24 protein-coding genes are annotated in these 24971 nt (G+C 40.7%); 21 read left to right on the top strand and 3 right to left on the bottom strand.

Going from position 1 to position 24971, the window contains the following annotated elements; genetic code table 11:
* Position 1: 1 nt before the first annotated feature.
* The 9 genes from mreC (at position 2) to ZA05_RS17980 (ending at position 9723) form a co-directional block, all read left to right on the top strand.
* The gene (mreC, locus tag ZA05_RS02925) at positions 2–790 is read left to right on the top strand and encodes a rod shape-determining protein MreC (RefSeq protein WP_369793831.1); all 789 of its coding nucleotides are present in this window, start codon (positions 2–4) and stop codon (positions 788–790) included.
* A complete protein-coding gene (locus ZA05_RS02920) occupies positions 783–1289 on the top strand; it encodes a hypothetical protein (RefSeq protein ID WP_053990144.1) in 507 nt (168 codons plus the stop codon). Before mreC ends, ZA05_RS02920 begins: the two co-directional genes overlap by 8 nt.
* A complete protein-coding gene (gene mrdA, locus ZA05_RS02915) occupies positions 1286–3220 on the top strand; it encodes a penicillin-binding protein 2 (RefSeq protein ID WP_053990145.1) in 1935 nt (644 codons plus the stop codon). The genes ZA05_RS02920 and mrdA overlap by 4 nt, the downstream gene beginning before the upstream one ends.
* Before the next feature lie 16 nt (positions 3221–3236).
* On the top strand, positions 3237–4514 hold the full coding sequence (gene rodA / locus ZA05_RS02910; RefSeq protein WP_053990146.1) for a rod shape-determining protein RodA: 1278 nt from the start codon (positions 3237–3239) through the stop codon (positions 4512–4514).
* Positions 4515–4664: 150 nt separating this feature from the next.
* Positions 4665–5276 carry a hypothetical protein gene (locus tag ZA05_RS02905; RefSeq protein WP_053990147.1) on the top strand — a complete coding sequence of 204 codons (612 nt, stop codon included), beginning with the start codon at positions 4665–4667 and terminating at the stop codon, positions 5274–5276.
* Positions 5277–5304: 28 nt separating this feature from the next.
* Complete coding sequence (locus ZA05_RS02900; protein WP_053990148.1) at positions 5305–6465, top strand: hypothetical protein; 1161 nt, start codon at positions 5305–5307, stop codon at positions 6463–6465.
* Positions 6466–6515: 50 nt separating this feature from the next.
* The gene (locus tag ZA05_RS02895) at positions 6516–7667 is read left to right on the top strand and encodes a BamA/TamA family outer membrane protein (RefSeq protein ID WP_082333639.1); all 1152 of its coding nucleotides are present in this window, start codon (positions 6516–6518) and stop codon (positions 7665–7667) included.
* Between the two features lie 178 nt (positions 7668–7845).
* Positions 7846–8577, top strand: coding sequence for a DUF2092 domain-containing protein (locus ZA05_RS02890; RefSeq protein WP_053990150.1), 732 nt, complete (start codon positions 7846–7848; stop codon positions 8575–8577).
* A gap of 18 nt (positions 8578–8595) precedes the next feature.
* Entirely contained in the window at positions 8596–9723 is a 1128-nt protein-coding gene (locus ZA05_RS17980; protein WP_082333640.1) for a DUF6515 family protein, read from the top strand.
* 81 nt (positions 9724–9804) lie between these two features.
* On the opposite strand, the gene ZA05_RS02875 is transcribed toward ZA05_RS17980, so the two are convergent.
* Positions 9805–10821, bottom strand: a complete 1017-nt coding sequence (locus tag ZA05_RS02875; protein WP_053990153.1) for a zinc-binding dehydrogenase — start codon at positions 10819–10821, stop codon at positions 9805–9807.
* Positions 10822–10938: 117 nt separating this feature from the next.
* Positions 10939–11073 (bottom strand): hypothetical protein, encoded by a 135-nt coding sequence (locus tag ZA05_RS18520; RefSeq protein ID WP_255350049.1) that lies wholly within the window; start codon positions 11071–11073, stop codon positions 10939–10941.
* A 204-nt stretch (positions 11074–11277) separates the two neighbouring features.
* Between ZA05_RS18520 and ZA05_RS02865 the strand changes: the two genes are divergently transcribed.
* The 12 genes from ZA05_RS02865 to ZA05_RS02805 all read left to right on the top strand — a co-directional run bounded on the left by ZA05_RS02865 (position 11278) and on the right by ZA05_RS02805 (position 24000).
* A complete protein-coding gene (locus ZA05_RS02865) occupies positions 11278–12210 on the top strand; it encodes a hypothetical protein (protein ID WP_197276035.1) in 933 nt (310 codons plus the stop codon).
* A gap of 147 nt (positions 12211–12357) precedes the next feature.
* Entirely contained in the window at positions 12358–12801 is a 444-nt protein-coding gene (locus tag ZA05_RS02860; RefSeq protein ID WP_369793829.1) for a DUF3124 domain-containing protein, read from the top strand.
* 103 nt (positions 12802–12904) lie between these two features.
* Complete coding sequence (locus ZA05_RS02855) at positions 12905–13996, top strand: FUSC family protein (RefSeq protein WP_053990157.1); 1092 nt, start codon at positions 12905–12907, stop codon at positions 13994–13996.
* Positions 13997–14203: 207 nt separating this feature from the next.
* Positions 14204–14599, top strand: a complete 396-nt coding sequence (locus ZA05_RS02845) for a DUF1801 domain-containing protein (protein WP_053990159.1) — start codon at positions 14204–14206, stop codon at positions 14597–14599.
* 280 nt (positions 14600–14879) lie between these two features.
* Positions 14880–15116, top strand: a complete 237-nt coding sequence (locus tag ZA05_RS02840) for a hypothetical protein (RefSeq protein ID WP_053990160.1) — start codon at positions 14880–14882, stop codon at positions 15114–15116.
* Positions 15113–16642, top strand: coding sequence for an arylsulfatase (locus tag ZA05_RS02835; RefSeq protein WP_082333641.1), 1530 nt, complete (start codon positions 15113–15115; stop codon positions 16640–16642). The genes ZA05_RS02840 and ZA05_RS02835 overlap by 4 nt, the downstream gene beginning before the upstream one ends.
* An 80-nt stretch (positions 16643–16722) precedes the next feature.
* Positions 16723–17748 carry an HAD family phosphatase gene (locus ZA05_RS02830; protein WP_053990161.1) on the top strand — a complete coding sequence of 342 codons (1026 nt, stop codon included), beginning with the start codon at positions 16723–16725 and terminating at the stop codon, positions 17746–17748.
* A 61-nt stretch (positions 17749–17809) separates the two neighbouring features.
* Positions 17810–19279 carry a DUF1254 domain-containing protein gene (locus ZA05_RS02825; RefSeq protein WP_082333642.1) on the top strand — a complete coding sequence of 490 codons (1470 nt, stop codon included), beginning with the start codon at positions 17810–17812 and terminating at the stop codon, positions 19277–19279.
* A 31-nt stretch (positions 19280–19310) separates the two neighbouring features.
* Positions 19311–20891, top strand: coding sequence for an arylsulfatase (locus ZA05_RS02820; RefSeq protein ID WP_082333643.1), 1581 nt, complete (start codon positions 19311–19313; stop codon positions 20889–20891).
* Between the two features lie 95 nt (positions 20892–20986).
* Positions 20987–21805, top strand: a complete 819-nt coding sequence (locus ZA05_RS02815; RefSeq protein ID WP_197276036.1) for a hypothetical protein — start codon at positions 20987–20989, stop codon at positions 21803–21805.
* A gap of 12 nt (positions 21806–21817) precedes the next feature.
* Positions 21818–22705, top strand: coding sequence for a hypothetical protein (locus ZA05_RS02810; protein WP_053990163.1), 888 nt, complete (start codon positions 21818–21820; stop codon positions 22703–22705).
* A gap of 44 nt (positions 22706–22749) precedes the next feature.
* A complete protein-coding gene (locus ZA05_RS02805; protein ID WP_082333651.1) occupies positions 22750–24000 on the top strand; it encodes an OprO/OprP family phosphate-selective porin in 1251 nt (416 codons plus the stop codon).
* Positions 24001–24210: 210 nt separating this feature from the next.
* Here the strand turns inward: ZA05_RS02805 and ZA05_RS02800 are convergent, their stop codons facing one another.
* The gene (locus ZA05_RS02800) at positions 24211–24834 is read right to left on the bottom strand and encodes a hypothetical protein (protein WP_157514490.1); all 624 of its coding nucleotides are present in this window, start codon (positions 24832–24834) and stop codon (positions 24211–24213) included.
* Positions 24835–24971 lie beyond the last annotated feature (137 nt).

Genomic DNA, 24971 nt, shown 5'->3' with positions numbered 1-24971 from the left:
CGTGCTTTTGTTTTTGCTCTTATTTGGTATCTCGCTTGCTTTAACCATTCAGTCCCATTCCTACCATAAAAGTAAATTTATCAGTTCGGCCAATTTCTTTACCGGAGGCATTTACAAACAAGCCTACGGGATAGGTCAGTATTTCAATTTAAGGACGGAAAACGAACAGTTAGTGGAAGAAAACGTAAGATTAAAAACCTTACTGTACAATTCCAAAATTGCCGATACTACTCAAGAGTTTCAAAAGGACACCTCTTTTTATGGAGGCGTATTTCGTTTCATCCCTGCCAGGGTCTATAAAAACAGTTATTCGGCCACCAAAAACTACTTGATGCTCAACAAAGGGAAACGCGATGGTGTGCAACAGGATTATGGTGTTATTACTTCACAGGGCATTGTAGGAATTATTGAAAATACTTCCAATAAATACGCTACGGTACTATCAATTTTGAATACCAAGAGTAAGATTAACGCCCAGCTTAAAAACTCCAATCACATAGGCTCCTTGGTCTGGAACACCAAATCGCATTCCTTGGTGCAACTTATCGACATTTCCCAATTTGCTTCAATTGCAGTTGGCGATACCATTATTACAGGAGGGCAGTCTACTATTTTCCCTAAGGGCGTTCCCATTGGAACCATCGATGCCTTTACAACAGATATAAGTGGCGACACTTATACCATAGACGTAAAACTCTTTAACGACATGACCAATCTTGGCCATGTGTACATCATCGAGAATACCGATGCAGAAGAAATAAGAACCTTGGAACAATCGGTCGATGAATAACAGTACCATTTATACAATCTTACAATTTTTCACTTTGGTATTGGTCCAAGTATTGGTGCTCAACAACGTTAACTTTTTGGAGTACATCAACCCCTACCCTTACATCCTGTTCATATTGTTATTTCCGGTAAGAGCCAACAGGTCCCTTATTATATTTTTAAGTTTTCTATTAGGATTTATGGTAGATCTCTTTTCTGATTCGGGAGGCATTCATGCAGCGGCCTGTGTCACCTTGGCATTTATTCGTCCTACGATTTTAAAATTTTCATTTGGAATGGTTTACGAACACCAAAGTATCAAATTCAGCCAGGTTGAATTTGGAAGACGCTTGGTCTATTTTTCGATAGCTACCCTCATCCATCATTTCATTATGTTTTCTTTAGAAGTTTTTAACATTTCTAAAATAATTTTAATCCTGCAAAAGACGTTATTCTCAAGTATTTTTACTATAATACTAAGCCTATTGATTACGGTATTATTTAGCAGAAAACGTCGATGAGAAAACTATTACTTTTTTCAACGGTTCTCCTTGTTGGAATTATCTTTATTGCCCGGTTATTTTATCTCCAAGTCTACAATCAGACCGCCTATAACCTCCTTGAAGACAATGCCATTAGAAAGGTGTACGACTACCCCAAGAGAGGATATGTGTACGATAGAAATGGCACCCTCTTGGTGGCCAACCAGCCATCTTATGATGTGATGGTCATACCTCGTGAAGTAGAACCTCTGGATACGCTTGAGTTTTGCAATCTATTAAAAATTACCAAAGAAGATTTTACGAGGCTTTACGATAAAGCCTACCATTACTCACCTAGGCTCCCTTCGGTTTTTGTTCCTCAATTATCCAAAAAGGATTATGCCATCCTTCAAGAGAAAATGCGCAAGTTTGAAGGTTTTTATATCCAAAAACGCTCCTTGAGGGATTACCAAACTTCCATTGGGGCGAACGTATTGGGTGATATCGGAGAAGTGAACAACGCCATTATCAAAAAGCAACCCTATTACAAAATGGGAGACCTTATAGGAAAACAGGGCGTTGAAATTTCATATGAAGAAGTTTTACGCGGCGTAAAAGGAATCAAGTTCATACAGAAGGATCGTTTCAACAGAAATATTGGCCCTTACAAAGATGGTATTTATGATACCTTGCCCCAACCCGGAAAGGACATCACCATTACCATTGATGCCAAACTTCAGGAATATGGAGAGTTATTGATGAAACACAAGCGAGGCGGAATTATTGCCATAGAACCTAGCAGTGGTGAAATTTTGACCATGGTATCCGCACCTAGCTACAACCCCAATCTTTTGGTTGGTAGAGACCGTTCTAAAAATTTCACAAGACTGTACCGAGACACCTTGGCCAAGCCCTTATACGATCGCGGGCTCCAAGCTATGTATCCTCCTGGATCGCCGTTTAAGGTGCTGAATGCCCTTATTGGCCTACAAGAAGGCGTGGTAACTCCAAAAGACAGATTTACCTGCAATCATGGCTATCGCTATGGAAACAGGAAAATGGGCTGCCATGGACATTCAGGTATTGCTAATATGGACATTGGAATCTACAAATCCTGTAACACCTATTTTGCCAATGTGTATAGACGTATCATGGACAAATATGAAACGCCTGCCCAAGGCATGGATGTCTGGAGCAACCATATTAAAAGCTTTGGTTTAGGAGACTACTTAGGTTACGACCTTCGTATTGGTCAGCCCGGTAAAATACCGGATGCCTCTACATATGATAGGGCCTATGGAAAAAACCGCTGGTACACCACCTTTACCCTGTCCAATGCCATAGGTCAAGGAGAAGTATTGACCACCCCTATCCAATTGGCAAATATGGCGGCCGCCATTGGTAACCGAGGCTTCTATTATACGCCTCACATTATAAAAGAAATTGAAAACGATACAATAGACAGCAAATATCTAACCCGTCACAATACCACTATAGACAAGGTTCATTTTGAACCTGTCATTCAAGGGATGTTTGACGTATACAATAAAGGAACAGCCGAGTACTTGCAGGTTCCCGGCATAGAAATCTGTGGAAAAACAGGAACTGCGGAGAACTTTACCAAAATAGACGGAGTGAAAACTCAATTGACAGACCATTCCATTTTTGTAGCTTTTGCTCCAAAAGACGATCCTAAAATTGCCATTGCCGTATTTGTAGAAAACGGCTACTGGGGAAGTCGCTTTGCTGGGCGTATCGCTAGTTTAATGATTGAAAAATACCTGAGAGGCACTATTTCCCGAACCGATATGGAAAATTGGATTCTAACCCATAGTTTGGAAAACGAATACAACAAACCTTATTCTGGAGAACCATTCCAGATCAACGGGAAAACCACGCTTCAAGTCATTCCTAATTATCGAGACACCCCAAATATCAATACAACCAATTCTGAGACCCCGCTTCCATAGATAGAACCACTAACGCATGCACAGAGAACACATAGGATTACGATTTGACTGGATTACCATTATACTGTTTTTAATTTTGGTTGGATTTGGATGGATCAATATTATGTCGGCTTCGCACATGGGAGACATTACCAATTATTTTGATATGGACCAACCCTATGGCAAACAGTTAATGTTTATCATGATGACTTTGGCCCTTATTGTCATTATCCTCTCTATTGAAGCCAAGTTTTACGAACGCTTTGCCAGTGTTATATATTTGGTGTCCCTCATTTCCCTTGCAGGGCTATTTGTCTTTGGAAAAAATGTAAATGGCGCTACCTCGTGGTATGGCATTGGAGGCATGACCATCCAACCCAGTGAATTTGCCAAATTTGCAACTTCACTTGCAGTCGCTAAACATATCAGCGATTTGCAAACCAATATGAAATTCCTCAAGGACCAATTAAAAACCATTGCCATCATTTTTATCCCGGCACTATTGATTCTGCTGCAAAACGATGCTGGAAGTACCATTGTTTACGCCTCTTTCTTCTTTGTGTTTTACAGAGAAGGTCTGCAACAGATTTACCTCATCATTGGTGTGATTATTATGGTGTTATCGGTGCTTTCATTAAAATTTGGTGTATTGCCCACCTCACTATTCTCCGCACTCATTATATTAGGACTTTACTTCTTTAAGAAAAAGAAGCAAGTTTCATTCCTAATGCCCTTGACCATATTGGCACTTTGTATTGGCTTCTCCTTTGCCGTACGCAATTTTTATGACCATGTCCTAAAGGCACACCAAAAGGATCGTATCAGTCTTTGGTTACGTCTCGAAAAGGATCCGGATAAATTGCAGGAAATGAAAAAAACCATCCTCTACAACCTCAACGAATCTGAAAAAGCAATCAGTTCTGGAGGATTGACAGGAAAAGGTTTTTTACAGGGTACCCGAACTACTGGGAAATTTGTTCCAGAACAGCACACCGATTACATTTTTAGTACCGTTGGTGAAGAATGGGGCTTTTTAGGAACTACCATGGTGGTTGTTCTATTTGTGGCTCTCATAATGAGAGTCCTCTACCTTGCCGAAACCCAAAAAAGTCAATTTAGTAGGGTGTATGGTTATTGTGTAGCTTCCATTTTATTTGTGCATTTCACCATAAACACAGGAATGGTTATGGGACTGATTCCTACGGTTGGGATTCCCTTGCCATTTTTTAGTTACGGTGGTTCCGGTCTATGGGGCTTTACAATCCTGTTATTCATTTTCATTAAACTGGACTCCAACAAAATAAATGAGTGGTAATTTTTTATCTGTTCGTAAATCTCAATAAAAACAGGCTTTTTGTGAGGTAAACCAACACCCTCCAATTTTACAGCGTAATTACTGACATACAATTCTTTAGGGTTAATAAATCTTTTCGTACATTTATGTATCACCTTAAGAATCAATACAATGTCATTTATCAAAAAATCTTCACGAAGTGTCCTTATTGGAGGTTTGTTTTTTATGGTTCCTGCCCTAATTGTGATCATGTTATTTGGAAAGGCCTTGAAACTTATTTTGCCTTTAGCAAAAACACTATCCAATATTTTTGATCTTCATTCGGTATTTGGGACTGCGTCAGTGACCCTAATGAGCATTGTGTTGCTATTTCTTATTTGTGCTGCCGTGGGATTGTTTTTACAAAAGGGCTTTGTAACGAAATGGAGCCCACAAACAGAGCAGCGCCTCTTCTTTCATTTCCCCTCGTTTCAAATGCTTAAATACCGCCTTTTGGATGACTCCCAACTAGAAAACTCAGACCTATGGCAAGCTATTTTATTAAAAGAAGACCACCATTATACTATTGCATTTATTACAGACGATACACACCCCAATTATTTGGCTCTGTATTTACCCGATGCCCCAAAAATGGATGCGGGACAAATTAGATATGTATTGAAATCTGAATGCGAATACTTCCCCATTACTATGAAGCAAGCCATGAACGCCCTGCATGATTTTGGTAAATTTCCAGATTTCAACAAACTATTGCCTTCTGTTTCGTCCACAACTACACCTTAACCTATTAACTAGTAAATATTAAAATTCCATGACCCTCAAAATTTCACCCAACAATAAAAGTTTCTGTCTTCAAAGCTTATTAATAGGTATAGTTATACTGCTTAGTGGCTCTTTTAAATGTAAGTCCCAAGAAATCTATACAGATCCAACAACAAAAGATAGCATTATTGCCAACACCTACCCCTACGTATTGCCCGCTTGGGGCCAAAAGGTTCAAGAACGAGGCTTCGCGGACCAAATGCAGCTACCTTTTGGTCTTAATATTAATTACGTAAATGCCTTCGTTGATCTGGAAATTACAGAATTTGAGTTATTGCTTGGCAACAATACAGACTTGACAGGAATCATCAATACAGAAACCTTGAATTTCCAGGAAGTAAGTGGTACCACCAATGGCGTCAACTTTAGAGCCGATGCTTGGGTATTGCCCTTTTTAAACATTTACGCCCTATTTTCTACGGTAAAAGGAGGCACTAATGTGAGTTTACAGCCCACTTGGAAAGACAGCACGGGAGAAATCATGCTGCAACTCCCCCAGTTTTCATCGGAAGTAAAATTTGATGCCCTAGCCTATGGTGTAGGGACCACCTTGGTTTTTGGGTGGAATAGGTATTTCTCCAGTATCGATTTAAATTATTCCCGTACCGATACCGATTTACTAAAAGAACAAATTGGCTATTTAACCCTGTCTGCCCGTTTGGGCCATTCCTTCAGGCTGAGCCATCGAAAAAAAGACATGTTCATAGCCCCATACTTGGGAATGATGTACCGTGACTTTGTGGGATCCGATGGTAGCAGTGGGCAAATAAACCTTCATGAGGTTTTCCCAGACTTGGATGCCACTTTCAATGAAAGAATCACCAATAAAATTGCCGCTAACCAGGAACTAATAGACAACCCTACAACCCCTCCTGCCCAAAAATTAAAATTGCAAGCCCAAAACCAAGCACTTAACACCATTCAGGAGAGAGTTAACGATAGTGGCGTGTTTACTACGAGTTTTAATTATTTCATCAGGAAAGAACTGATTCAGTCCATCACCTTCCAATTTGGCTTCAATTTTCAACTGAATAAACATTGGATGCTTCGTGGAGAATATGGAGTGGCCGATTCCCAACGATTTTTAATGACCGGGCTCCAATACCGCTTCGGCATAAAAAAAAGATCTTATAAAGAACTCCTACAATAATGCGCCCAATTATGACTTAACCACAGCTTTGGATTTTAAAATGTAACGCTATGCACACAAAATTTCTTTTCGCCCTTCTTGCCATCCTACTTGTAATGACTGCACAAGGCCAACCAAAAGGCATTAAACGCTACATGGAAAAAAGGGAACAGAAAAAAGACAGTGCCATTGCTGAGGGCCGTCCCTTTATGAGCATTATTGCAGGTCCCGGTTATACTCCTGAAAATGGCCTGTTGGTGGGAGCAGGTATGATCTATACCTTTAAAACCAATCGAAAGGACAGCCTGATACAACGTTCTTCGGTGCCTTTTATGGGGTTTATTAGTACCAAAGGGAACTATGGCTTTAACTCCAACCTTAGAACCTTTTGGCTGGAAGATAAGCTTCGAGTAAATATATTGGCGAAATTTTCGGTAGCCAACGACAATTATTTTGGAGTTGGATTTTCGTCTATCAAACAATTGGAAGAGGGCGATTCCACCACGGCCTTCAAACGGCAGAAGTTCATTGTCAAACCGCTTATTATGTACCAACCCATAAAACACCTGTATGTGGGTGGTGGCTTCGATTTTAACTCCACAAAAGTTTTGGAAACCAACCCAGTCATGGCGGAAGATGCGTATTACAATCAATTTGGGCCAGATAATTTTAATTCCGGTTTAACCGTTACCGTGAATTACGACAGTAGAGACATCATCGTAAATCCATATAAAGGCTACTTCTTCAATTTTGCAGCCGGCTTCTACGGAGATTATTTGGGCGGTGACAACAAGTACAACATTTACGAACTCGACTTTAGGACCTACCACCAAATCCACCGACCGGGTAACACCATTGCCCTAAAACTATATGGCCGGTTTGGAAGTGGGGACATCCCTTATGAAGAACTCACCAAACTAGGAGGCGGTGATGGCTTGCGAGGCTATATTGAAGGTCATTACAGAGACCGTACGGGGCTTTATTTTCTAACAGAATGGCGGCATATGTTTTTAAAACAGGATGGAAACATGAGCAAACACGGGATGGTGACATGGTTGGGCTCTGGCACCATAGCCTATAACCCCGACAGTATTGAAGAGTGGATCCCCAACTTTGGAATTGGCTATCGTTTTGAGGTGCAACCTCGCATGAATGTCAGGATAGATTTTGGAATCGGAAGGGAATCTTCTGGCTTGTACTTTAATTTTACAGAGGCTTTTTAAACAGCTCACCCAAACAAAGCAACAAAAAACTTTATATATTTAATTATCAAGAATTTACACACAAAACATCTTGTTGTAATTCACATTTTTTAAGTAACTTTAAAATTCTAAAGTCCTTCAAAGACTTTGCCCCTCTTCTAGGCCTACTCGACTATTTTTCAATTGTAAACTTCCAATTATGAAAAACATACTTCTATTAGCATTAACGCTTGTTATCCTTCCACTGCACGGACATGCCCAATCAGCCAAGGACATTGACGCTGAAGCCGTCCGCGTTTTAGACCAAATGACGGATGTTATTAGTGAATTGACCTCATGCAGTGTCCATGTAAAAAACGCTATAGACAGCCTTAACGCCAAAAACAAGCTCGTCAAATATCACCGCACCAGTGATGTAAAGTTTTCGGGACCGGACAAATTACTCATACTAATGCAAGGAGACACAGGGCATAAAGGCTATTGGTACGATGGTTCTTTCCTTACCTACTACTCCTACGACGAAAACAATTATATCACCTTGGAGACGCCCAATACCACATTGGAAATGATCGATGCCATGCACAAACGCTTCGACTTCGAATTTCCAGGTGCAGACTTCTTCTACCCTCATTTTGTAGACGATATTTTAGACGAATTCCAATCTGTTAAATATAAAGGCAGTGCCAAGATCGATGGAGAGAACTGTGACCATGTTATTGCGGACAATGACAAAATGCAGGTTGAAATTTGGGTCTCTAAAGATGCCCCCAATATGCCCAAACGCTTTTTAATCACCCATAAAGATGAGCATAACCGCCAATACGAAAGTGTGTTTAGCAATTGGAACCTCAGCCCTGTCATTCCCGATGAAACCTTTGTTTTTACAGCTCCGGCCAATTCCAAACTTATTAGTGTCATGTCCAAATTATAACCTCACATTTCTATTATTATGAAACCATCTATATCAATATCTCCCAAAATAAAATCTTATTTAAGTGCCTTGGTTATGCTAATAGCACTAAGCTTGCCAACCACTGTATTGTCACAACGTCTCAGCCATCGCCCTGCAGGAGGAGGACGGTCTATGGCAAGAACCACACCTAGTCGCAGTCGCCCAGCCTCGACTCCAAAAGTCAATCGCTCCACGCGACCAACAACATCCAAGCCTACCATTAATGGAGGGCACACAACTACTAGACCTTCAACACGACCTAGCACCACTACCAAAACGCCCAACAAACCTACTACTACAAGGCCCACAACCAATAGGCCAAACACCTCAACAAACCGACCTACATCCAATGTAAAAAACCATACTACCAACAGACCTGGAAACAATAACGCTAACCGACCTGGAAATAACAACAATAACAGACCTGGGAATAATGCCAACCGTCCGGGGAATAACAATAACAGGCCAGGGAACAACAATAATAGGCCAGGGAATAACAACAATCGTCCTGGGGGCAACACCAATATTAATATTAACGTAAATAATAGGAACCATCACAATACCTATGTACGCCATAATTCTAGGCCATACCATAGACCGCCCCACCATTACGGAGGTCATTTTTATTACTCCTACCATCCTTACTATTACCATCCTTTCCGTCCTTTTTATTGGGGAAGCTATTGGCATCCTTGGGGCTATTTTGTGACTACCTTAGCCACCACTGCCATTGTGGTGAGTATTATCGACGCAGCCAGTGATGACAACGAAGAATACCACTATGACAATGGGACCTATTACCTAAAAACGGAGGAAGGTTTTGTAGCAGTTCAAGCACCTGTAGGCGCTCAAGTGCCCTCCATCCCACAAGAAGCGCAAACCGTCACGGTTAATAACACTAACAATTATTACTACGGAGGCGCCTTTTATGAAAAAAATGCCGACGGTTATGTGGTAGTACCAGCCACTGCAGGGACTATTGTACCAGGCCTACCGGAAGGTGGTGAAGAAGTAAAAATAGGAGACATTACCTATGTACAATATGGAGACACCTACTACCAACCCATACAAGTAGACGGGAAAAACATGTATGAAATCGTGGATGTTACCACAGAAGAAAAATAATACGATTGCTTCCATAAAAAATCGGTGGTTTCTTAATTGAAACCACCGATTTTTATTTTAAACGATACTATAGAAAAAAGGTTAGATACTATCCACAATTACTTTTACAGATTGACTGCTATCGGACTGCACTTCGAAAGCCTTTGGTAATTCCTGCAACGGAAAATGATGGCTCACTATAGGTGTCAAATCTACGATTCCCTTATCCATTAAATCGATAGCTTCCAAAAAATCCTCATCGGAGTAAAACAATGATCCTCTTATCTGCAGACGTTTGTATACCACATGGTTTGGACTGATGGTCATATCCTTGCTGTAAATGGCCAACACGGTCAATTTACCGTCTAGCGCTAGGAGCTCCATACATTGACCAAACAGGGCACTTACCCCAGAACATTCAAAAGCAGCCGTTAAATTGGGAAGATCCCCAGAATAATCCAAGGCCATCACAGTTCCAAAAAGCTCAGTCACCCTCTCCTTAAGGCTGCCATCCGTCTTCGGATTAAACGTGTATTTGGCTCCCAAAGTTTTGGCCAATTCCAAACGTTTCTCACTAATATCCGAAGCAATGATATTTTCCACACCCTTACTTTTCAGTCCTGCGATAGTAACCAAGCCTATGGTTCCACAACCAGATACCAAAACATTGTCTTTGGCAGTCAGCTGTGTTTTATTAATGGCCGCCAAGCCAATACAAAAAGGTTCCACCAAAGCCCCTTTTTCACTGGAAATGGTTTCCGGAATCACAAATACATTATGGTTGGCCTTGGCCTTATCTATTCTCACCAATTTGGCAAACCCACCGGGGCTTGGCCCCAATCCAACCCCATTGTACATAGGATTGACCACGACCCTATCGCCTACTTTTAAATCTTTTACGTCCTTACCAACTGCTACCAGTTCACCACAAAACTCATGTCCCAATACCGACCCTTTGGGAACGAGTCCTTCATGGTAAATGTGTAAATCGGTACCACAAATACCGGTCATTTCTACTTTTATAATGACGCTGTCATCTGTTAATTCCGGAACATCCTTATCCAGTACACGGATGTCATGGATGTCGTGAAATACCCCTGAAGGGTTTGCTTCTTTCATAATGGCTGTTTATTTATTGTTTTAACTTTTAATTCCAAACCAAAAACCACTTATGTTTTTGATTTTCATAAAGTTAACCAAATTGATGCAGATTTCTAAATAAATAGATTTTGTTGTTCAGTTGATAACATTAATCTTAATTTCATCTAGGTTCTTAGTTGCAAATTCACCCCAAAATACCCCATAGGTTTCCATAAGGTTACTATAGGGTTGATATGGGGATGCTATGGAGCAGCTATATAGTGTAATCATGGGAAAAATTAGTTCGCTTCGGAAGACAGTCAGATCATTATTATTTAGCATGAAGTGAAACGCAATGAAGAATTTATTGGAAAGCAAAGGGGTTCCTCTTTTGTCGGAATGACATAGACATCAATTTTTAAACACCATGAAATAAATTGTGACTTAGAAAAGCTATCTTTAAACTCAAATAATTCCTACAAACTCAAACTACCAATGAAATACCAACCAACCTTATTGATATTTTGCTTTCTATTCTGTCATTTAAATATGTATTGTCAAACCAACGATACTCTAAAAGAGCTTCTTTGGGAAAGTGTATCCCCTTGCTATGAGGCGCTGACTAGCGAATTGGATCCCCATGAAATTGAAAAGCTAAATGTATTTGAGCTTGAAGAGAACATCTACGATGTGAAGAATGGCTACATCCAATTAAACCTAAGCTACCCAACTTGTGGGTGTTACTGCAGCAATATTGCAGGTGCCTACAAACAACAGAACAAGGATTACACCCTATTGATTAATGAAGCTTGGAGCTGCTCCTCCGAAAGGCAACTACACTCTAACAGACCAATGGATCTAGTCCTTCCAAAAGGCTTTGGAATCAATACTTTTATACCAAGTTTGACCACTGAAAAATTACCATTGGATCAGGCTATCTTTTTCTTGAACCTCCATATCCCAAGAAAAGGAACAGAAACCAAAGTAACTCTGGAGCCAATTCCCTTTGGCATTAACTTTTTCTCCAATTCACCTCTTACTTATAAATACTCGGAGAGTGACAAGAGCCAAAACTTGAACGATATCCACTATCTAGCTTCTAAAATTAAAGACAAAAAAACTTTGGATTACTTGGCAGAATCCACCCATGATAGCATTGACCAAAATGATCTTGAACTCATCAATTCTTTGATTGACCCAAACCATACAAGCAAAGCCTTTCAAAGTCTAGACAAGCTTTCTGCACAATTAAGACAACTAAAATTCATCTTTTATCTCTACCATGCTATTGAATACAGAAGTCTCATTTTGGATTGGGACCAAGAAGCACAGCGCTTCTATATTAAAACACAAATCCCCAATACGGAAAAGATGGATTTTAGGTACTTTTTATTAAGAAATGACTATTGGCAAGGGCCAAGCTGCTAGGTGATATTCAGGTAGCATTAGCGTTGTAAGTTTCTGAAAATTTAATATCTTCAATCTTAAACTCCTAGGATTGAATTACTCATGAAACAGTTCATCATACTTCTTTTTTTATATTTTTCAATACAAAGCTGTCAAGACAATGGGCAAGTGAGCTCTATACATCCCGTGAATTGGAACAACAGAACCCTTCAGCATCCCTTAGGCGACTCCCTCACACATGGCAGCACTTACCTTTCTGTCTACTCCCAAATCTATAGCGAATCCGAACACCGTACCCACGACTTGACCGTCACCGTAAGCATGCGAAACACCAATACTGCAGATACGGTATTTATCAATAAGGCGGAGTATTTCAACACCAGGGGACATGCCATCAGGACGTATTTTGCTAGACCTATTTACATCGCGCCAATGGAAACCGTGGAAATTGTGATTGACGAACAGGACCAGGAAGGTGGCACGGGCGCCAATTTCCTTTTTGATTGGTTCATAAACCCCAACACCCATGAACCACTTTTTGAAAGCGTCATGATTTCCACATCAGGACAACAAGGCATTTCTTTCACTACTCAAGGCAAACGTATAGAATAGGGTTATTTTTCCCTTTATCCTTAGGAATCACAAAAGTGAAACGCCTCCACTTTTGCTATCTTTGTGCCATATTTTTCGCATCCTTTTAGAAGCTCAAAACATAATGGCATTAAAAAACACCATACAGAAGGAACTTAGCCAATTGGTAACCCTAAAGGATTCCACAAGAACTTGGCACACCCCAATGTTAACAGCACTTTGTGTTGGGTTTCCTTTATTGGTGGGCTTGTATGTTGACAACCTTCGCTATGCCCTTATTGCCTGTTTAAGCGGCTTGGTCATCCTTTACCTTCCCAGTTCCGGATCGTTTACCAATAGAATTACCACCCTGTTGGTAAGTTCATTTGGCTTTATGGTATCCTTTGCTTTGGGGCAGTTTTTTAGTTTTTCCCCCACGGTTTCGGTAATTGTATTTGGACTGTACTCTCTTATCGTGCATTGGATCATTCTCTACTATAAAACCGCTCCACCTAGGAGTTTCTTTTTTATCATGATCCTTTCCATTTCCATTTGCCAGCCCTTCAATTTAAGTACCATTCCTACCAAGGTTGGCCTGGTTGGTTTGGGCACCATGTTTTCCTGCACCTTGGGTTTGGCCTATATTTTATGGTTATCGGCCACCCAAAAAATAGCACCACAGAATGATCCAATACCCCTGCTAAAAAAGAACCCCTATGCCGATTTTTGGGAAGCCATCATCACCGGTGTCATCATGGCCATTTCCCTGGCCATCGGTTATTGGCTAAACCTTGAAAACCCGTATTGGATTCCCATTTCCTGTGGGGCCGTGATGCAAGGCGCCTCCCTTTATCATATTTGGCAGCGCACATTCCAACGTATTTTGGGCACTTTTTTAGGTTTGTGCCTTTGTTGGCTGTTGCTCCAGATAGCCAACACCCCTTTAATGCTTTGCCTGTTCATCATAGTGTTACAATTGATTGTGGAGTTGCTCATCATTAGAAATTATGCCATGGCCGTGATTTTCATTACGCCTTTGGCCATCTTTCTATCGGAAGCTGCCAACCCCATCATCAACGATCCCAATGCGCTTATTGCCCTTCGCTTTTGGGAAATCCTAATCGGTAGTGGTTTGGGAGCCCTTGGCGGTTGGTTGTTGCACAAGGAAAAAATACGCTATGCCAGCATTCGAGGGCTGAAAAAACTTGGCGACCAAATAGAACAGAATATTTCTTAAGGAAGAAAATTTGGTATCTTTAAGAATGCTAATCCATACAATAAACCAAAGCCCAAAACCTTCAATTCAAGTGACATTTTGAAAACATGTGGTATCGAGAATAGAGGGAAATGAAGCCTTTTGGATTCGATACAATGTTTCTCAATAGCTTTCGAAAAACTAGGCAACCTGATGATTCTTTTTATATAAATTTCAACTTGCGAAGCCATGCCACATAAAGACATTCAAAACTATAATGCACAGCAAAGCGAAACAGACCAAGCCATCTGTGATGTATTGGCAACCATTATTGATACGCAATTGCCAGAAGCCGAAAGCAAACTATGGCATGGACACCCTGTTTGGTTTTTGGAAGGCAACCCCATTGTAGGTTACAGCAAACAAAAGAAGGGATTGCGTCTGATGTTTTGGAGTGGTGCAGATTTTGAAGAACCCGATTTAAACATTCTAGGTGGCAAATTTAAAGACGCCTCCATTTTTTACAATGCCATAAACGACATCGATATTGAAGCTTTAAAACGCTGGTTGGAAACCTCCAAACGCATTCAATGGGATTATAAAAACATTGTAAAGCGTAAAGGACGATTGGAACGGCTGAAATAGCCCACTGGTTTGACAAGACATTGTCCTTCCATATTGATTTGAATCTCACCTTTCCCCATCACATTCCAAACTACTCCATAAGGACCTTGTTTCAAAATAAATACACCTCAGCTACAAAATCTACATTTTCAAAAATAACTACAGAAGTATTCCTTTTTAAACGTAGAATTCGTACATTAGTAACTGATTGATAGCGAATCAAATACCCCTAACTTTAACACTTTACCCATAGATAAAGGCAAGACCTTATCTGTGGTGCCAACAACAAATAAGTGCATAGATGTTGAGAGAGCTTTCTTATCAATCGTTCCCAAGCGGTTTTTCAGTTTTGGGATCCCACCCCAACCACCCTTGGTTGGTTTCTCCTTATGCGGTAATTACCCAGATTAAACAGCCCTCCCAATTGTTACAAATGCTATTTACAAATGGTTTTGACACCCTACAAAACCATGCTAGTTCTACAATTAAAAAACTTCTAAAGTCCAATTATAATACCATTAAATACATTTTATTATGAAGCACACTGCATACTTTTTAAAGATGCTAGGCATACTATTGCTACTGCCCTTATTAACCATAGCACAAGACAAACCCAACATTTTGATTATTTGGGGAGATGATGTGGGAATGTGGAATCTTAGCGCCTACCATCGCGGTATGATGGGAGGGTCTACACCTAATATTGATAAAATTGCCAATGAAGGGATGCTGTTTATGGACCATTATGCACAACCTTCCTGTACCGCCGGGCGAGCAGCTTTTATTACCGGACAATATCCCATTCGTGTAGGATTAGCCACAGTAGGTCTGCCAGGAGCTCCTCAAGGTATGAGTACCAAAGACCCAACATTAGCCACGTTACTAAAACCAATGGGTTATGCTACGGGACAATTTGGTAAAAATCATTTAGGAGATCGTGACGACCATTTACCTACCAATCATGGTTTTGATGAATTCTTTGGTATTCTATACCATTTAAACGCCGGGGAATACACCGAACTTTACGACTTCCCAAAAGACCCGGAAGTCGCTAAACAATTTGCGCAACGCGGGGTTATTCATTCCTGGGCGCAATCAAACGGCAGCCAAAAAATAGAAGACAAAGGCGAATTTGGAGCAGAGCGTCAAAAAACATTGGATTGGGAAATTTTAAAAGAATCCAAACGCTTTATCACAGATGCAGTAAAAGCAGACAAGCCATTTTTTGTTTGGCATAACCTAACCCGTATGCACATGCATACCCACCTTTCTGAAAAATACGATGGTGTTACCGGCTATGGATTGTACGCTGATGGCGTAAAGGAAATGGACGACATTGTTGGAGAACTTCTCAGCTTATTGGAAGAATTGAATGTTGATGACAACACCATTGTAATGTTCTCTACAGATAACGGGGCCTATAGCTATGTTTGGCCTGATGGTGGTAACCATCCGTTTCGTGGAGAAAAAGGTGTAGGTGGTTATGAAGGCGGTTTTAAAGTTCCCGTGATGGTAAAATGGCCAGGCGTCATTCCCCCTGGTACCACTACTGGTGAATTTATGACTATGGAGGATTGGGTGCCAACAATCATGTCGCAATTGGGAGAACCTAACCTTAAAGACAACATGCTTAAAAGTTACAAAGCAGGAAACAGAAGCTACGAAAAAATTCATTTGGACGGCTATGACCAAACAGCCCTAATTACAAACACGGGCCCATCCAAGCGGAAAGAGTTCTTTTATTTCACAGAAACCACGCTTCATGGAGTCCGCTATGGAGACTACAAATTTTTATTCAAAAAACAAGACAAATGGTTTAATGGTGTACAACAAGATATGGTTACCCCTATTGTTGTGAACTTAAAATTAGACCCCTTTGAACGCTTCATTGATTCTCGAGGCTATAATGAATGGTTGGAAGATCGAGCATGGACTTATGCCCCTGCTTTTGGAAAAATAAGTGAGTTTATGGAGTCTCTAAAAGAATACCCGCCTCGAATGAAAAGTATGGAGTTCGATATTGATGAAGAGCTTAGAAAATTAACTCCCACTAGCAAAAACTAGATAACATATAAGCAAAACAACTTGGAGCTTGAAAAACGAACAGTATTCCAGTTCCTTTTCACCTTAAAAACAATCATGTTATGCACCTTTTTAAAATCCTTCCATTAGCCTTATGTTTCTTTGTAATTACAGCATTCACAGCAGACGTTACAACAGCTCTTTCCAATGCCGAAACCGTTGCTCAAAAAGACCCGCTACCCTCTTGGAATGACGGAGCCTCTAAAAAGGCTATCATAGCATTTGTTAGCAATGCCACCAATAGCAAAAGCTCCCAGTTTATTCCTGTGGAAGATCGCATTGCCACTTTCGACAATGACGGCACCCTATGGAGTGAGCAACCTGCCTATTTTCAATTGTTTTTTGCCATAGATCGTGTAAAAGCCATGGCGAAGGACCATCCTGAATGGAAAACCCAACAACCTTATAAAGCTGTTTTGGAAAATGATATGGAAGCCCTAAAACAAAGTGGCATGAAGGGCATTTTACAAATAGTTGCGACCACGCATACAGGCATGACCGTTGAAGAATTTGATGCTGTGGTAAAGTCATGGGCAAGCACTGCCAAACATCCTACCAAAAATGTGCCCTACACCGATATGGTGTTTCAACCCATGCTCGAATTGTTGCACTATTTAAGAGCCAACCAGTTTAAAACCTACATCGTTTCGGGTGGCGGTGTCAACTTTATGAGAGCCTTTTTACCCAGCATTTATGGTATTCCAGAAGAACAAATTATAGGTACTCGATTTAAGACCGAGTGGACTAATGACGGCAATAAACCATCTATTAAAGTCTTACCCGAGATGGACTTTATTGATGACAAAGAAGGGAAACCTCTGAACATTCAAAAAATCATAGGAAAAAAACCGGTGTTTGCCGCAGGGAATTCCGATGGGGATTTGCAAATGCTGCAATGGACAGCCTCCAACAAACTGAACAGTTTTATGCTCTATGTACACCACACCGATGCCGAGCGCGAATGGGCCTACGACAGAGGATCACATATTGGTGGTTTGGACAAAGGATTGGATGAAGCTACCAAACGTGGCTGGACCTTAGTGGACATGAAAAAGGACTGGAAAGTGATTTATCCAAGATATCAATAACCAAACATCATCAATCAAAAATGGCTATTAAATTAATTAGTAATATATAAACCAGGGAATTATGAGCAATTTTTCAAAAAAAAGGACCATACTCTCAATGCTGCTCGTAATGCCGCTATTAGGATGGAGTCAAGGAACTGCAAGTTCAACTAAAGCTACCGAGAACGCTTTAGCCAAAGTTGCTAAAATGGATAATCCTGTTGTAGATATCCCTAGTACCGATGAAAACCAGAAACTAGGCGACTACTATGGTGCCAATGCCAAAGCAATTTTGGCATACGAATGGGGCTATGCCCTAGTACGTATGGAATCTATAATGAGAGAATACGTTAACGTACCTAATCCAAAACCCGCTACCAGTTACAGAGCCCCCCTAAACCAAATGGGGTGGGCCACTGAATTGCCTACGGCAAAAGATACCGATATGCCCTCCGCCAACAGAGATACATACTATATGAGTGCCGTAGTAGATTTAACTGAACCCTATGTTGTTTCTGTACCGGACACACATGATCGTTATTATGTGATCAATGTGTTTGATATGTACCAAAATTTATCGGCTTATATTGGAAGAAGAGAAACCGGAACCAAAGCTGGAAATTATGCAATTGTTCCTCCTGGTTGGGAAGGAACACTACCTACAAGCATTAATAAAACTATCCATGTAAAAACTCCAAAAGTATGGTTATGGGGACGATTACGCATAGAACAAGGAGAAGATACAGCTCCCGTAATAGCGCTCCAAAAGGATTTTAAACTACAAACTCTCAATGAGTTTAAAGGAGGTACAAGCCCAAATAAAACAACTAACTTACCCAAAATGCCTACGTATCCTAAAACAGATCCTTTAGCCTTTTACAAACAACTAGCATGGGCAATGACTCAAAATCCAGTTATAGATGTGGACAAAGCACTGGTAGGACAATTTGAGTCCATAGGCCTATCTCCTGGAAAATTTGACGAAAGTGTGCTTAATGACATTCAAAAAAAGGCACTCTATGATGCAACCCTGCAGGCCCCACTTTCTATTATGGCATCTATAAAAACAAGTTCTTATGTGAAAAACGGTTGGAATTTTGTTACCAAACTGAGCGACTTTGGTTGGGATTACACCTTACGTTCTATGATTGCAGGTCCCTATTTAGGAGGAAACGGGGCCGAAGAAGCCCTATATCCTGTTCGATATACGGACTCTGAAGGAAACACCCTAGATGGAAATAACACCTATAAAATTCATTTTAAAGAAGAACCTCCTGTAGATGCCTTTTGGTCCCTTACGCTTTGGAACGCCAAAACTAAAATGTTTGTAGACAACCCATTAAATCGTTACAAAATGAGTCCGGACATCGAGGGATTCAAAAAAAATGCCGACGGCTCTTTCGATATTACAATTTCGAACCAACAACCCGAAAACACAGACAATTGGATCCCTGCTAATAAAGGGCCTTTCTATATCATTCTGAGGTTATACCAACCGCAACAGATTGTTTTAGATGAAAATTATGATATCCCAGATGTAAAAAAAATATAAAATCGACATTAATAATTTAAAAACCAGAAATATGAGCATTTTTTTTCGCAAGAAGACCATTCTCCCAATACTGCTATTACTGCCGGTATTGGTATGGAGTCAACAAAAGCCAAATATTTTAGTAATATGGGGAGATGATGTGGGTTGGCAAAACGTAAGTGCCTATGGTATGGGCACCATGGGCTACACCACGCCCAACATTGACAAAATTGGAAATGAAGGGATTAAGTTTACCGACCACTATGCACAGCCTAGCTGTACGGCCGGTAGAGCGTCCTTTATCACTGGACAATATCCTATACGAAGTGGAATGACTACCGTAGGTCAACCTGGTGATGTCCTTGGACTTCAAGCAGCTTCTCCTTGTTTGGCAGAAGTATTGAAAGCCGAAGGTTACGCAACGGGACACTTTGGTAAAAACCACTTAGGCGACCGTAACGAACACTTGCCAACAGCCCATGGCTTTGATGAATTTTATGGCAACCTGTATCACTTGAATACTCAAGAAGAATCTGAACAGCGCGATTACCAAAACTTCGCCAAAGCCTATTCTGGTAATTTGGAAGACTATGAAAAGAAATTTGGAACCCGTGGGGTAATTCATTCTTGGGCTACCGATAAAATGGACAATACAGATGATCCTCGTTTTGGTAAAGTTGGCAAACAACGTATTACAGATACCGGACCATTAACCCAAGAGCGCATGAAGAATTTTGATGCTGGGGAAGTGATTCCTAAGGCTGAAGATTTTATGAAACGTGCCAAAGCCGATGGCAAACCATTTTTTGTGTGGCTGAACACTTCCAGAATGCACCTCTATACCCGTTTAAATGACGAATGGCGCTATGCGGCTGAAAACTATACTTCCGAAGCCGATTTATATGGTAGTGGAATGTTACAACACGACCATGATGTAGGTTTGGTTTTAGACTTCTTAAAAGCTAATGGCATGGATCAAAACACCATTATTTGGTATTCTACCGATAACGGTCCAGAGCACAATTCATGGCCACATGGAGGGACTACCCCGTTCCGCGGCGAAAAAATGGGAACCACCGAAGGTGGTGTAAGAGTACCCAGTATGATTATGTGGCCTGGCGTCCTACAACCTGGACAGGTTAAAAATGGGATCCAAGCCCATATGGATATGTTCACCTCCTTGGCTGCTGCTGCTGGAGTTCCAAATGCTGCCGAACGTTTGATGAAAGAGAAAAAACAATACATCGATGGGGTTAACAACCTGCCGTACTGGAAAGGCCAAAGTGAAAAATCGGCTAGGGACATGTTCTACTATTACTACGAAAGCAAGCTTAATGCCGTGCGGATGGGCCCTTGGAAATTCCACTTCATCTATAAGGAAACTTACTATGGAACTGCCGAAGCGAGAACGGCCCCTTTAATTTTCAATTTAAGGATGGACCCCTTTGAAAGCTATGATACCGAAGATGCCTATGGACACCTTATGCAAAAGGTTTCTTGGTTGATGGCTCCCATGGGAGAGCAGATGAACGCCCATATCAAAACCTTGATAGACTACCCTCCTGTTCAGGGTGGTAAGAGTTTTGATATGTCTTCTGTAATGGATAATGTCGTCAAGAAAGGACGTGATTAGTTCTTAGTTAATAAAAACAATGCTAAAACAAATGGCCATGAGGCAACCTCCAAAATACACGGAGGTTGCCTTCAAGGCCAAAAACACTAAACTTTATGAAGCAGTTTTATAAAATAGGATATCTCATACTATTGTTATTGTCAATAAGTGTCAATGCACAGGAAGCCGAAGCACCCGTTTCTACAGGCGGCCCTTCAGCTGAAGATTTGGCCAAACAATTGGCCAATCCCGTTGCTAATCTTATTAGCGTGCCTTTTCAAAATAATTTCGAATTCAATGTGGGCCCCAATGAGGGCTTTCGTTACAATTTGAACATTCAACCCGTACTGCCATTCACTTTAAATGAAGATTGGAACCTGATTAGTAGAACCATCGTGCCCTTTATTACACAAACAGATGTGTTTTATGACGGGAGCTCAGCCCACGGGGTTGGCGACATTGCGCAAAGCTTTTTCTTTTCTCCCAAGGCCCCAACCAAAGGAGGTCTTATTTGGGGAGCTGGCCCTATTTTTCTGTTGAATACTGCCATGGAAGATGCTTTCGGACTCAATACTTGGGCTGTTGGCCCCAGTGCCGTAGTGTTAAAATTAAACGGACAGCTTACCTATGGTGCCCTAGTCAACCATATGTGGTCCTACGCAGGAAAGGGAGATGACGTTAGCGCCTCTTTTTTTCAGCCATTTTTCACCTATGCTACGCCCAACGGAGCTTCCTATACCATAGCCTCCGAAAACACCCAGAGCTGGCACAACAAAATCTTTGGTGGGTTTATAGGCGTCTATTATGCCAAAGTGATACAAATATCCAAGCAAACAGTGCAACTAGGTGGAGGACCAAAAGTTTACTACGGTAATAATCCATTGAATCCTAGTTTTGGTTTTAGACTAAATGTCATTTTACTGTTTCCCAAATAATTCAAAATCCTAATGAAACAGACCCTTACATATCTTGTCATTTTCTTAATGTTTGGGTCTTTATATGCGCAAGAGGAACCAGATTTGATGGGTCTGGACAGTACCGTCGATGCGCCTGAACAAGCGTTATACACAGACCAAAGTGTTGCATATCCAGATTGGAGACTGAAACGATTCAAGATTTCGGCTGGCCTGTTTTTTCCATGGAACGATACCGAAGTTAGGGTTGGCAGCACCAATTTCGATGACTTTGGAACTACTATTAATTTGGAAGACGACCTCGGTTTTGAGAAAACCACCTTTTCCTTTTTTGCAAATGCCGAATGGCGTATTTCCAGACGCTCACGCCTGGCCTTGGATTTTTTCTATTTAAACAGAAAATCGACCTATACCCTAGAAGAAGAAATAGAATTTGGTGACAACGTATACCCCGTAGATGCCAATTTGGAAGCCTATTTCAACATGAATATCTACAGGCTCTATTACAGCTATACCATCTTTGCAAAACCCAAATATGAGATTGGCGCCTTGATTGGTGCCCATGTATTGTTTACCGATGTGGGTATTAAAGCAGATTCTGGAAATGTAGAAGCTGAACTCAATGACAGTTTTGATTTTATTGCACCCGTCCCCGATATTGGGGTTTGGTTTGACATCCTGTTGTCCCAACGCTTTTCATTATATACCAATATTAATTATCTAGGACTGACCATTGATAATATCAAGGGCCGCATTTTCAGTTCCAATGCTACATTGGCCTACCAACTATACAAGGGATTGAGCCTGAAAGCTGGTTTTACAAGTTTGGACATCAAGGTGGAGACCACCCGAAAACATTTGGATGGCTATTTTAAATGGGGCTATAACGGACCAACCTTTACGGTCAATTATGCGTTTTAGCAAGTCAGCTAATTTCTAATATAAAAATGAAAGCTAAAAGAATAATGAAGAGCTACCTAATCATAAAATTAAGCCAACAAGTGGAACAATATGGTTATATCCACCTCTTCATAATTCTATGTCTTCTCTTCAATCACTCCAACACCTATGCACAAGAAGAAAAAGCCGAAGATTCCCTCCCCAAATGGAACATCGGGTACAGCAGTAAAGGATTTGAATTGAAATCCAGCGACGACCTCTACAAGCTACAAATACAAAGCAGATTACAGTTCAGATTTGCGACACCAGACGACCAAGACCCCATCACCTTTGATGATTATGATGAAGAAGGTACACACCTATTTAAAATTAATCGTGCTAGATTAAAAGTGGGTGGTAATGCCTACAGAACTTGGTTAAAATATTATTGGGAATACGACATGGTAAACTCCAACCTTTTAGACTTTAGGGTCATGGTTGAAAAGTGGAAATGGCTTAGTTTGAAGTTTGGGCAATGGAAATTAGAATATTCTCGTGAACGACGCATTAGTAGTGGTGAACAACAATTGGTAGACCGCTCCATCATTAACCGCCCCTTTACGGTAGATCGTCAACAAGGAGTTGAACTCTATGGGCGCTTGGATGGAAAATCACTTTTGGATTTCAGTTATTGGGTAGCAGTGCTTACCGGTACAGGAAGAGGACACAGTACCAATGATGATGCACATTTCATGTACTTTGGAAGATTGCAATGGAATCCGCTGGGTGAAGATATGGGCTTTAAAAGTAGTGATTTGGACTTCCATACCAAACCTGCGGCCATCATAGCCATTGCCGGTGTTACCAATAGAAGCCCCTACACCCGATTTTCCTCTTCTGGAGGAGGAGAGCTCCCCGGTTTTGAAGATGCTGAAAACGGCCAATATAGAGTGGAACAATACAATATAGAGACTGCCTTTGTCTACAAGGGTTTTACATGGCAAAGTGAATGGCACCACAAAAAAATTAAAGATATGTACAACGATGAACCCAATAGACTTTTGAGTGGGTTCTATGTTCAGGCAGGATATTTTCCCCAAGGGAGTATTTCATGGTGGCCAAAACCACTAGAGATAGCGACACGGTATTCTACATATCACCCAGATTCGGTATTGGATCAAGATCATCAGGATGAGTTCTCTTGGGCCCTCAATTGGTTCTTCAGAGGTCATAAAAACAAGTTAACGGCAGAAGTCAGTCATTTTGACTACGAACGATTTGACCAACAAATTGATAAAAAATGGCGATTTAGAGTTCAATGGGAGGTTTCTTTCTAATAAAACCGCTATGTACTTAAAAGTTTGACCTTAGACTCAAAGCCGTTTCATTGGCTTAATTTCGCCACGAATACACAAATATTTATATCTTTTAATAGTATTACATTCGTGAATTTGTGGTCTCGCAGCATTTTCAGAAGCTAAAGCGAGATATACTAAAGCTCATAATTCAACCTATTTTTTAGACGAATATATTGAACAACAACGCTGTCAGAATTTCAAACCGTATACAAACCCCAGACCAAAAATATCATACACATCTTTGTATATATAATTGAAACCTACCGAGAGTTCCCAATTATGTTTTTCCAAAAGTATAAACTCCGAACCTAAACGGACAATCCCCAAGGTTTCATGGGCATCGGTTTCTAAACCACCTCCCAAAGACACCGTCAATCTAGGCAAGGCTTCCCAAGTACCAGCCAAAGATAATACGGTAGCATTTTCACGCTCTAGGAAGTCTCCTTCACTATTTTCAACATGTAAATTCACAATTTCCACATCATTATAAGTACCAATAGCCCATCGCTCAGAAATCCAATACTCATAGGAAAACCCAAAGGTTGGCGCTATGATGACTTCCTTTTCTCCGGTATCAATATCCCGTCCTTCAGGAATCCAAGAATAGCCTGCATAAAATGCCAATTTGTTACGGCGAAATTCCTCCTCTTCCTCTAGCTCCATTTCAACCTCAACTTCCATAGTTTCCTCAGTTTCTTGGGCCAAAGTAGGAATTGCCAAAAGTAACATACTGAACATCCATATGCTTCTTATAATTCCAAATCGTAATGCTGTGTCCATAAGTGCCTCGATTTTAAAAGTTAAACTGCTCATTATTAACATTTAAAGTTACAGAATTTAATTTACTAACAAACACTTTTTCAGCAGCTTATGACTTTTCCCCATAAAAAAACCCTGTCCGAATAAAAGGGACAGGGTTAAAGCACTATATATGATTTATAGGAATTCTA

Origin of the sequence: Mangrovimonas sp. TPBH4 (assembly GCF_001280505.1) — a bacterium.
In the GTDB taxonomy this organism is placed as follows: Bacteria; Bacteroidota; Bacteroidia; order Flavobacteriales; family Flavobacteriaceae; genus Mangrovimonas_A.
This window is presented reverse-complemented; position numbering and strand designations above follow the sequence as displayed.

What these genes read in the sequence shown, in the direction of transcription:
- ZA05_RS02920 (WP_053990144.1), top strand. Translation starts at nt 783, where the DNA reads ATGAATAACAGTACCATTTATACAATCTTACAATTTTTCACTTTGGTA.
- mrdA (WP_053990145.1), top strand. Translation starts at nt 1,286, where the DNA reads ATGAGAAAACTATTACTTTTTTCAACGGTTCTCCTTGTTGGAATTATC.
- rodA (WP_053990146.1), top strand. Translation starts at nt 3,237, where the DNA reads ATGCACAGAGAACACATAGGATTACGATTTGACTGGATTACCATTATA.
- ZA05_RS02905 (WP_053990147.1), top strand. Translation starts at nt 4,665, where the DNA reads ATGTCATTTATCAAAAAATCTTCACGAAGTGTCCTTATTGGAGGTTTG.
- ZA05_RS02900 (WP_053990148.1), top strand. Translation starts at nt 5,305, where the DNA reads ATGACCCTCAAAATTTCACCCAACAATAAAAGTTTCTGTCTTCAAAGC.
- ZA05_RS02895 (WP_082333639.1), top strand. Translation starts at nt 6,516, where the DNA reads ATGCACACAAAATTTCTTTTCGCCCTTCTTGCCATCCTACTTGTAATG.
- ZA05_RS02890 (WP_053990150.1), top strand. Translation starts at nt 7,846, where the DNA reads ATGAAAAACATACTTCTATTAGCATTAACGCTTGTTATCCTTCCACTG.
- ZA05_RS17980 (WP_082333640.1), top strand. Translation starts at nt 8,596, where the DNA reads ATGAAACCATCTATATCAATATCTCCCAAAATAAAATCTTATTTAAGT.
- ZA05_RS02875 (WP_053990153.1), bottom strand. Translation starts at nt 10,821, where the DNA reads ATGAAAGAAGCAAACCCTTCAGGGGTATTTCACGACATCCATGACATC.
- ZA05_RS18520 (WP_255350049.1), bottom strand. Translation starts at nt 11,073, where the DNA reads ATGATTACACTATATAGCTGCTCCATAGCATCCCCATATCAACCCTAT.
- ZA05_RS02865 (WP_197276035.1), top strand. Translation starts at nt 11,278, where the DNA reads ATGAAATACCAACCAACCTTATTGATATTTTGCTTTCTATTCTGTCAT.
- ZA05_RS02855 (WP_053990157.1), top strand. Translation starts at nt 12,905, where the DNA reads ATGGCATTAAAAAACACCATACAGAAGGAACTTAGCCAATTGGTAACC.
- ZA05_RS02845 (WP_053990159.1), top strand. Translation starts at nt 14,204, where the DNA reads ATGCCACATAAAGACATTCAAAACTATAATGCACAGCAAAGCGAAACA.
- ZA05_RS02840 (WP_053990160.1), top strand. Translation starts at nt 14,880, where the DNA reads ATGTTGAGAGAGCTTTCTTATCAATCGTTCCCAAGCGGTTTTTCAGTT.
- ZA05_RS02835 (WP_082333641.1), top strand. Translation starts at nt 15,113, where the DNA reads ATGAAGCACACTGCATACTTTTTAAAGATGCTAGGCATACTATTGCTA.
- ZA05_RS02830 (WP_053990161.1), top strand. Translation starts at nt 16,723, where the DNA reads ATGCACCTTTTTAAAATCCTTCCATTAGCCTTATGTTTCTTTGTAATT.
- ZA05_RS02825 (WP_082333642.1), top strand. Translation starts at nt 17,810, where the DNA reads ATGAGCAATTTTTCAAAAAAAAGGACCATACTCTCAATGCTGCTCGTA.
- ZA05_RS02820 (WP_082333643.1), top strand. Translation starts at nt 19,311, where the DNA reads ATGAGCATTTTTTTTCGCAAGAAGACCATTCTCCCAATACTGCTATTA.
- ZA05_RS02815 (WP_197276036.1), top strand. Translation starts at nt 20,987, where the DNA reads ATGAAGCAGTTTTATAAAATAGGATATCTCATACTATTGTTATTGTCA.
- ZA05_RS02810 (WP_053990163.1), top strand. Translation starts at nt 21,818, where the DNA reads ATGAAACAGACCCTTACATATCTTGTCATTTTCTTAATGTTTGGGTCT.
- ZA05_RS02805 (WP_082333651.1), top strand. Translation starts at nt 22,750, where the DNA reads ATGAAGAGCTACCTAATCATAAAATTAAGCCAACAAGTGGAACAATAT.
- ZA05_RS02800 (WP_157514490.1), bottom strand. Translation starts at nt 24,834, where the DNA reads ATGAGCAGTTTAACTTTTAAAATCGAGGCACTTATGGACACAGCATTA.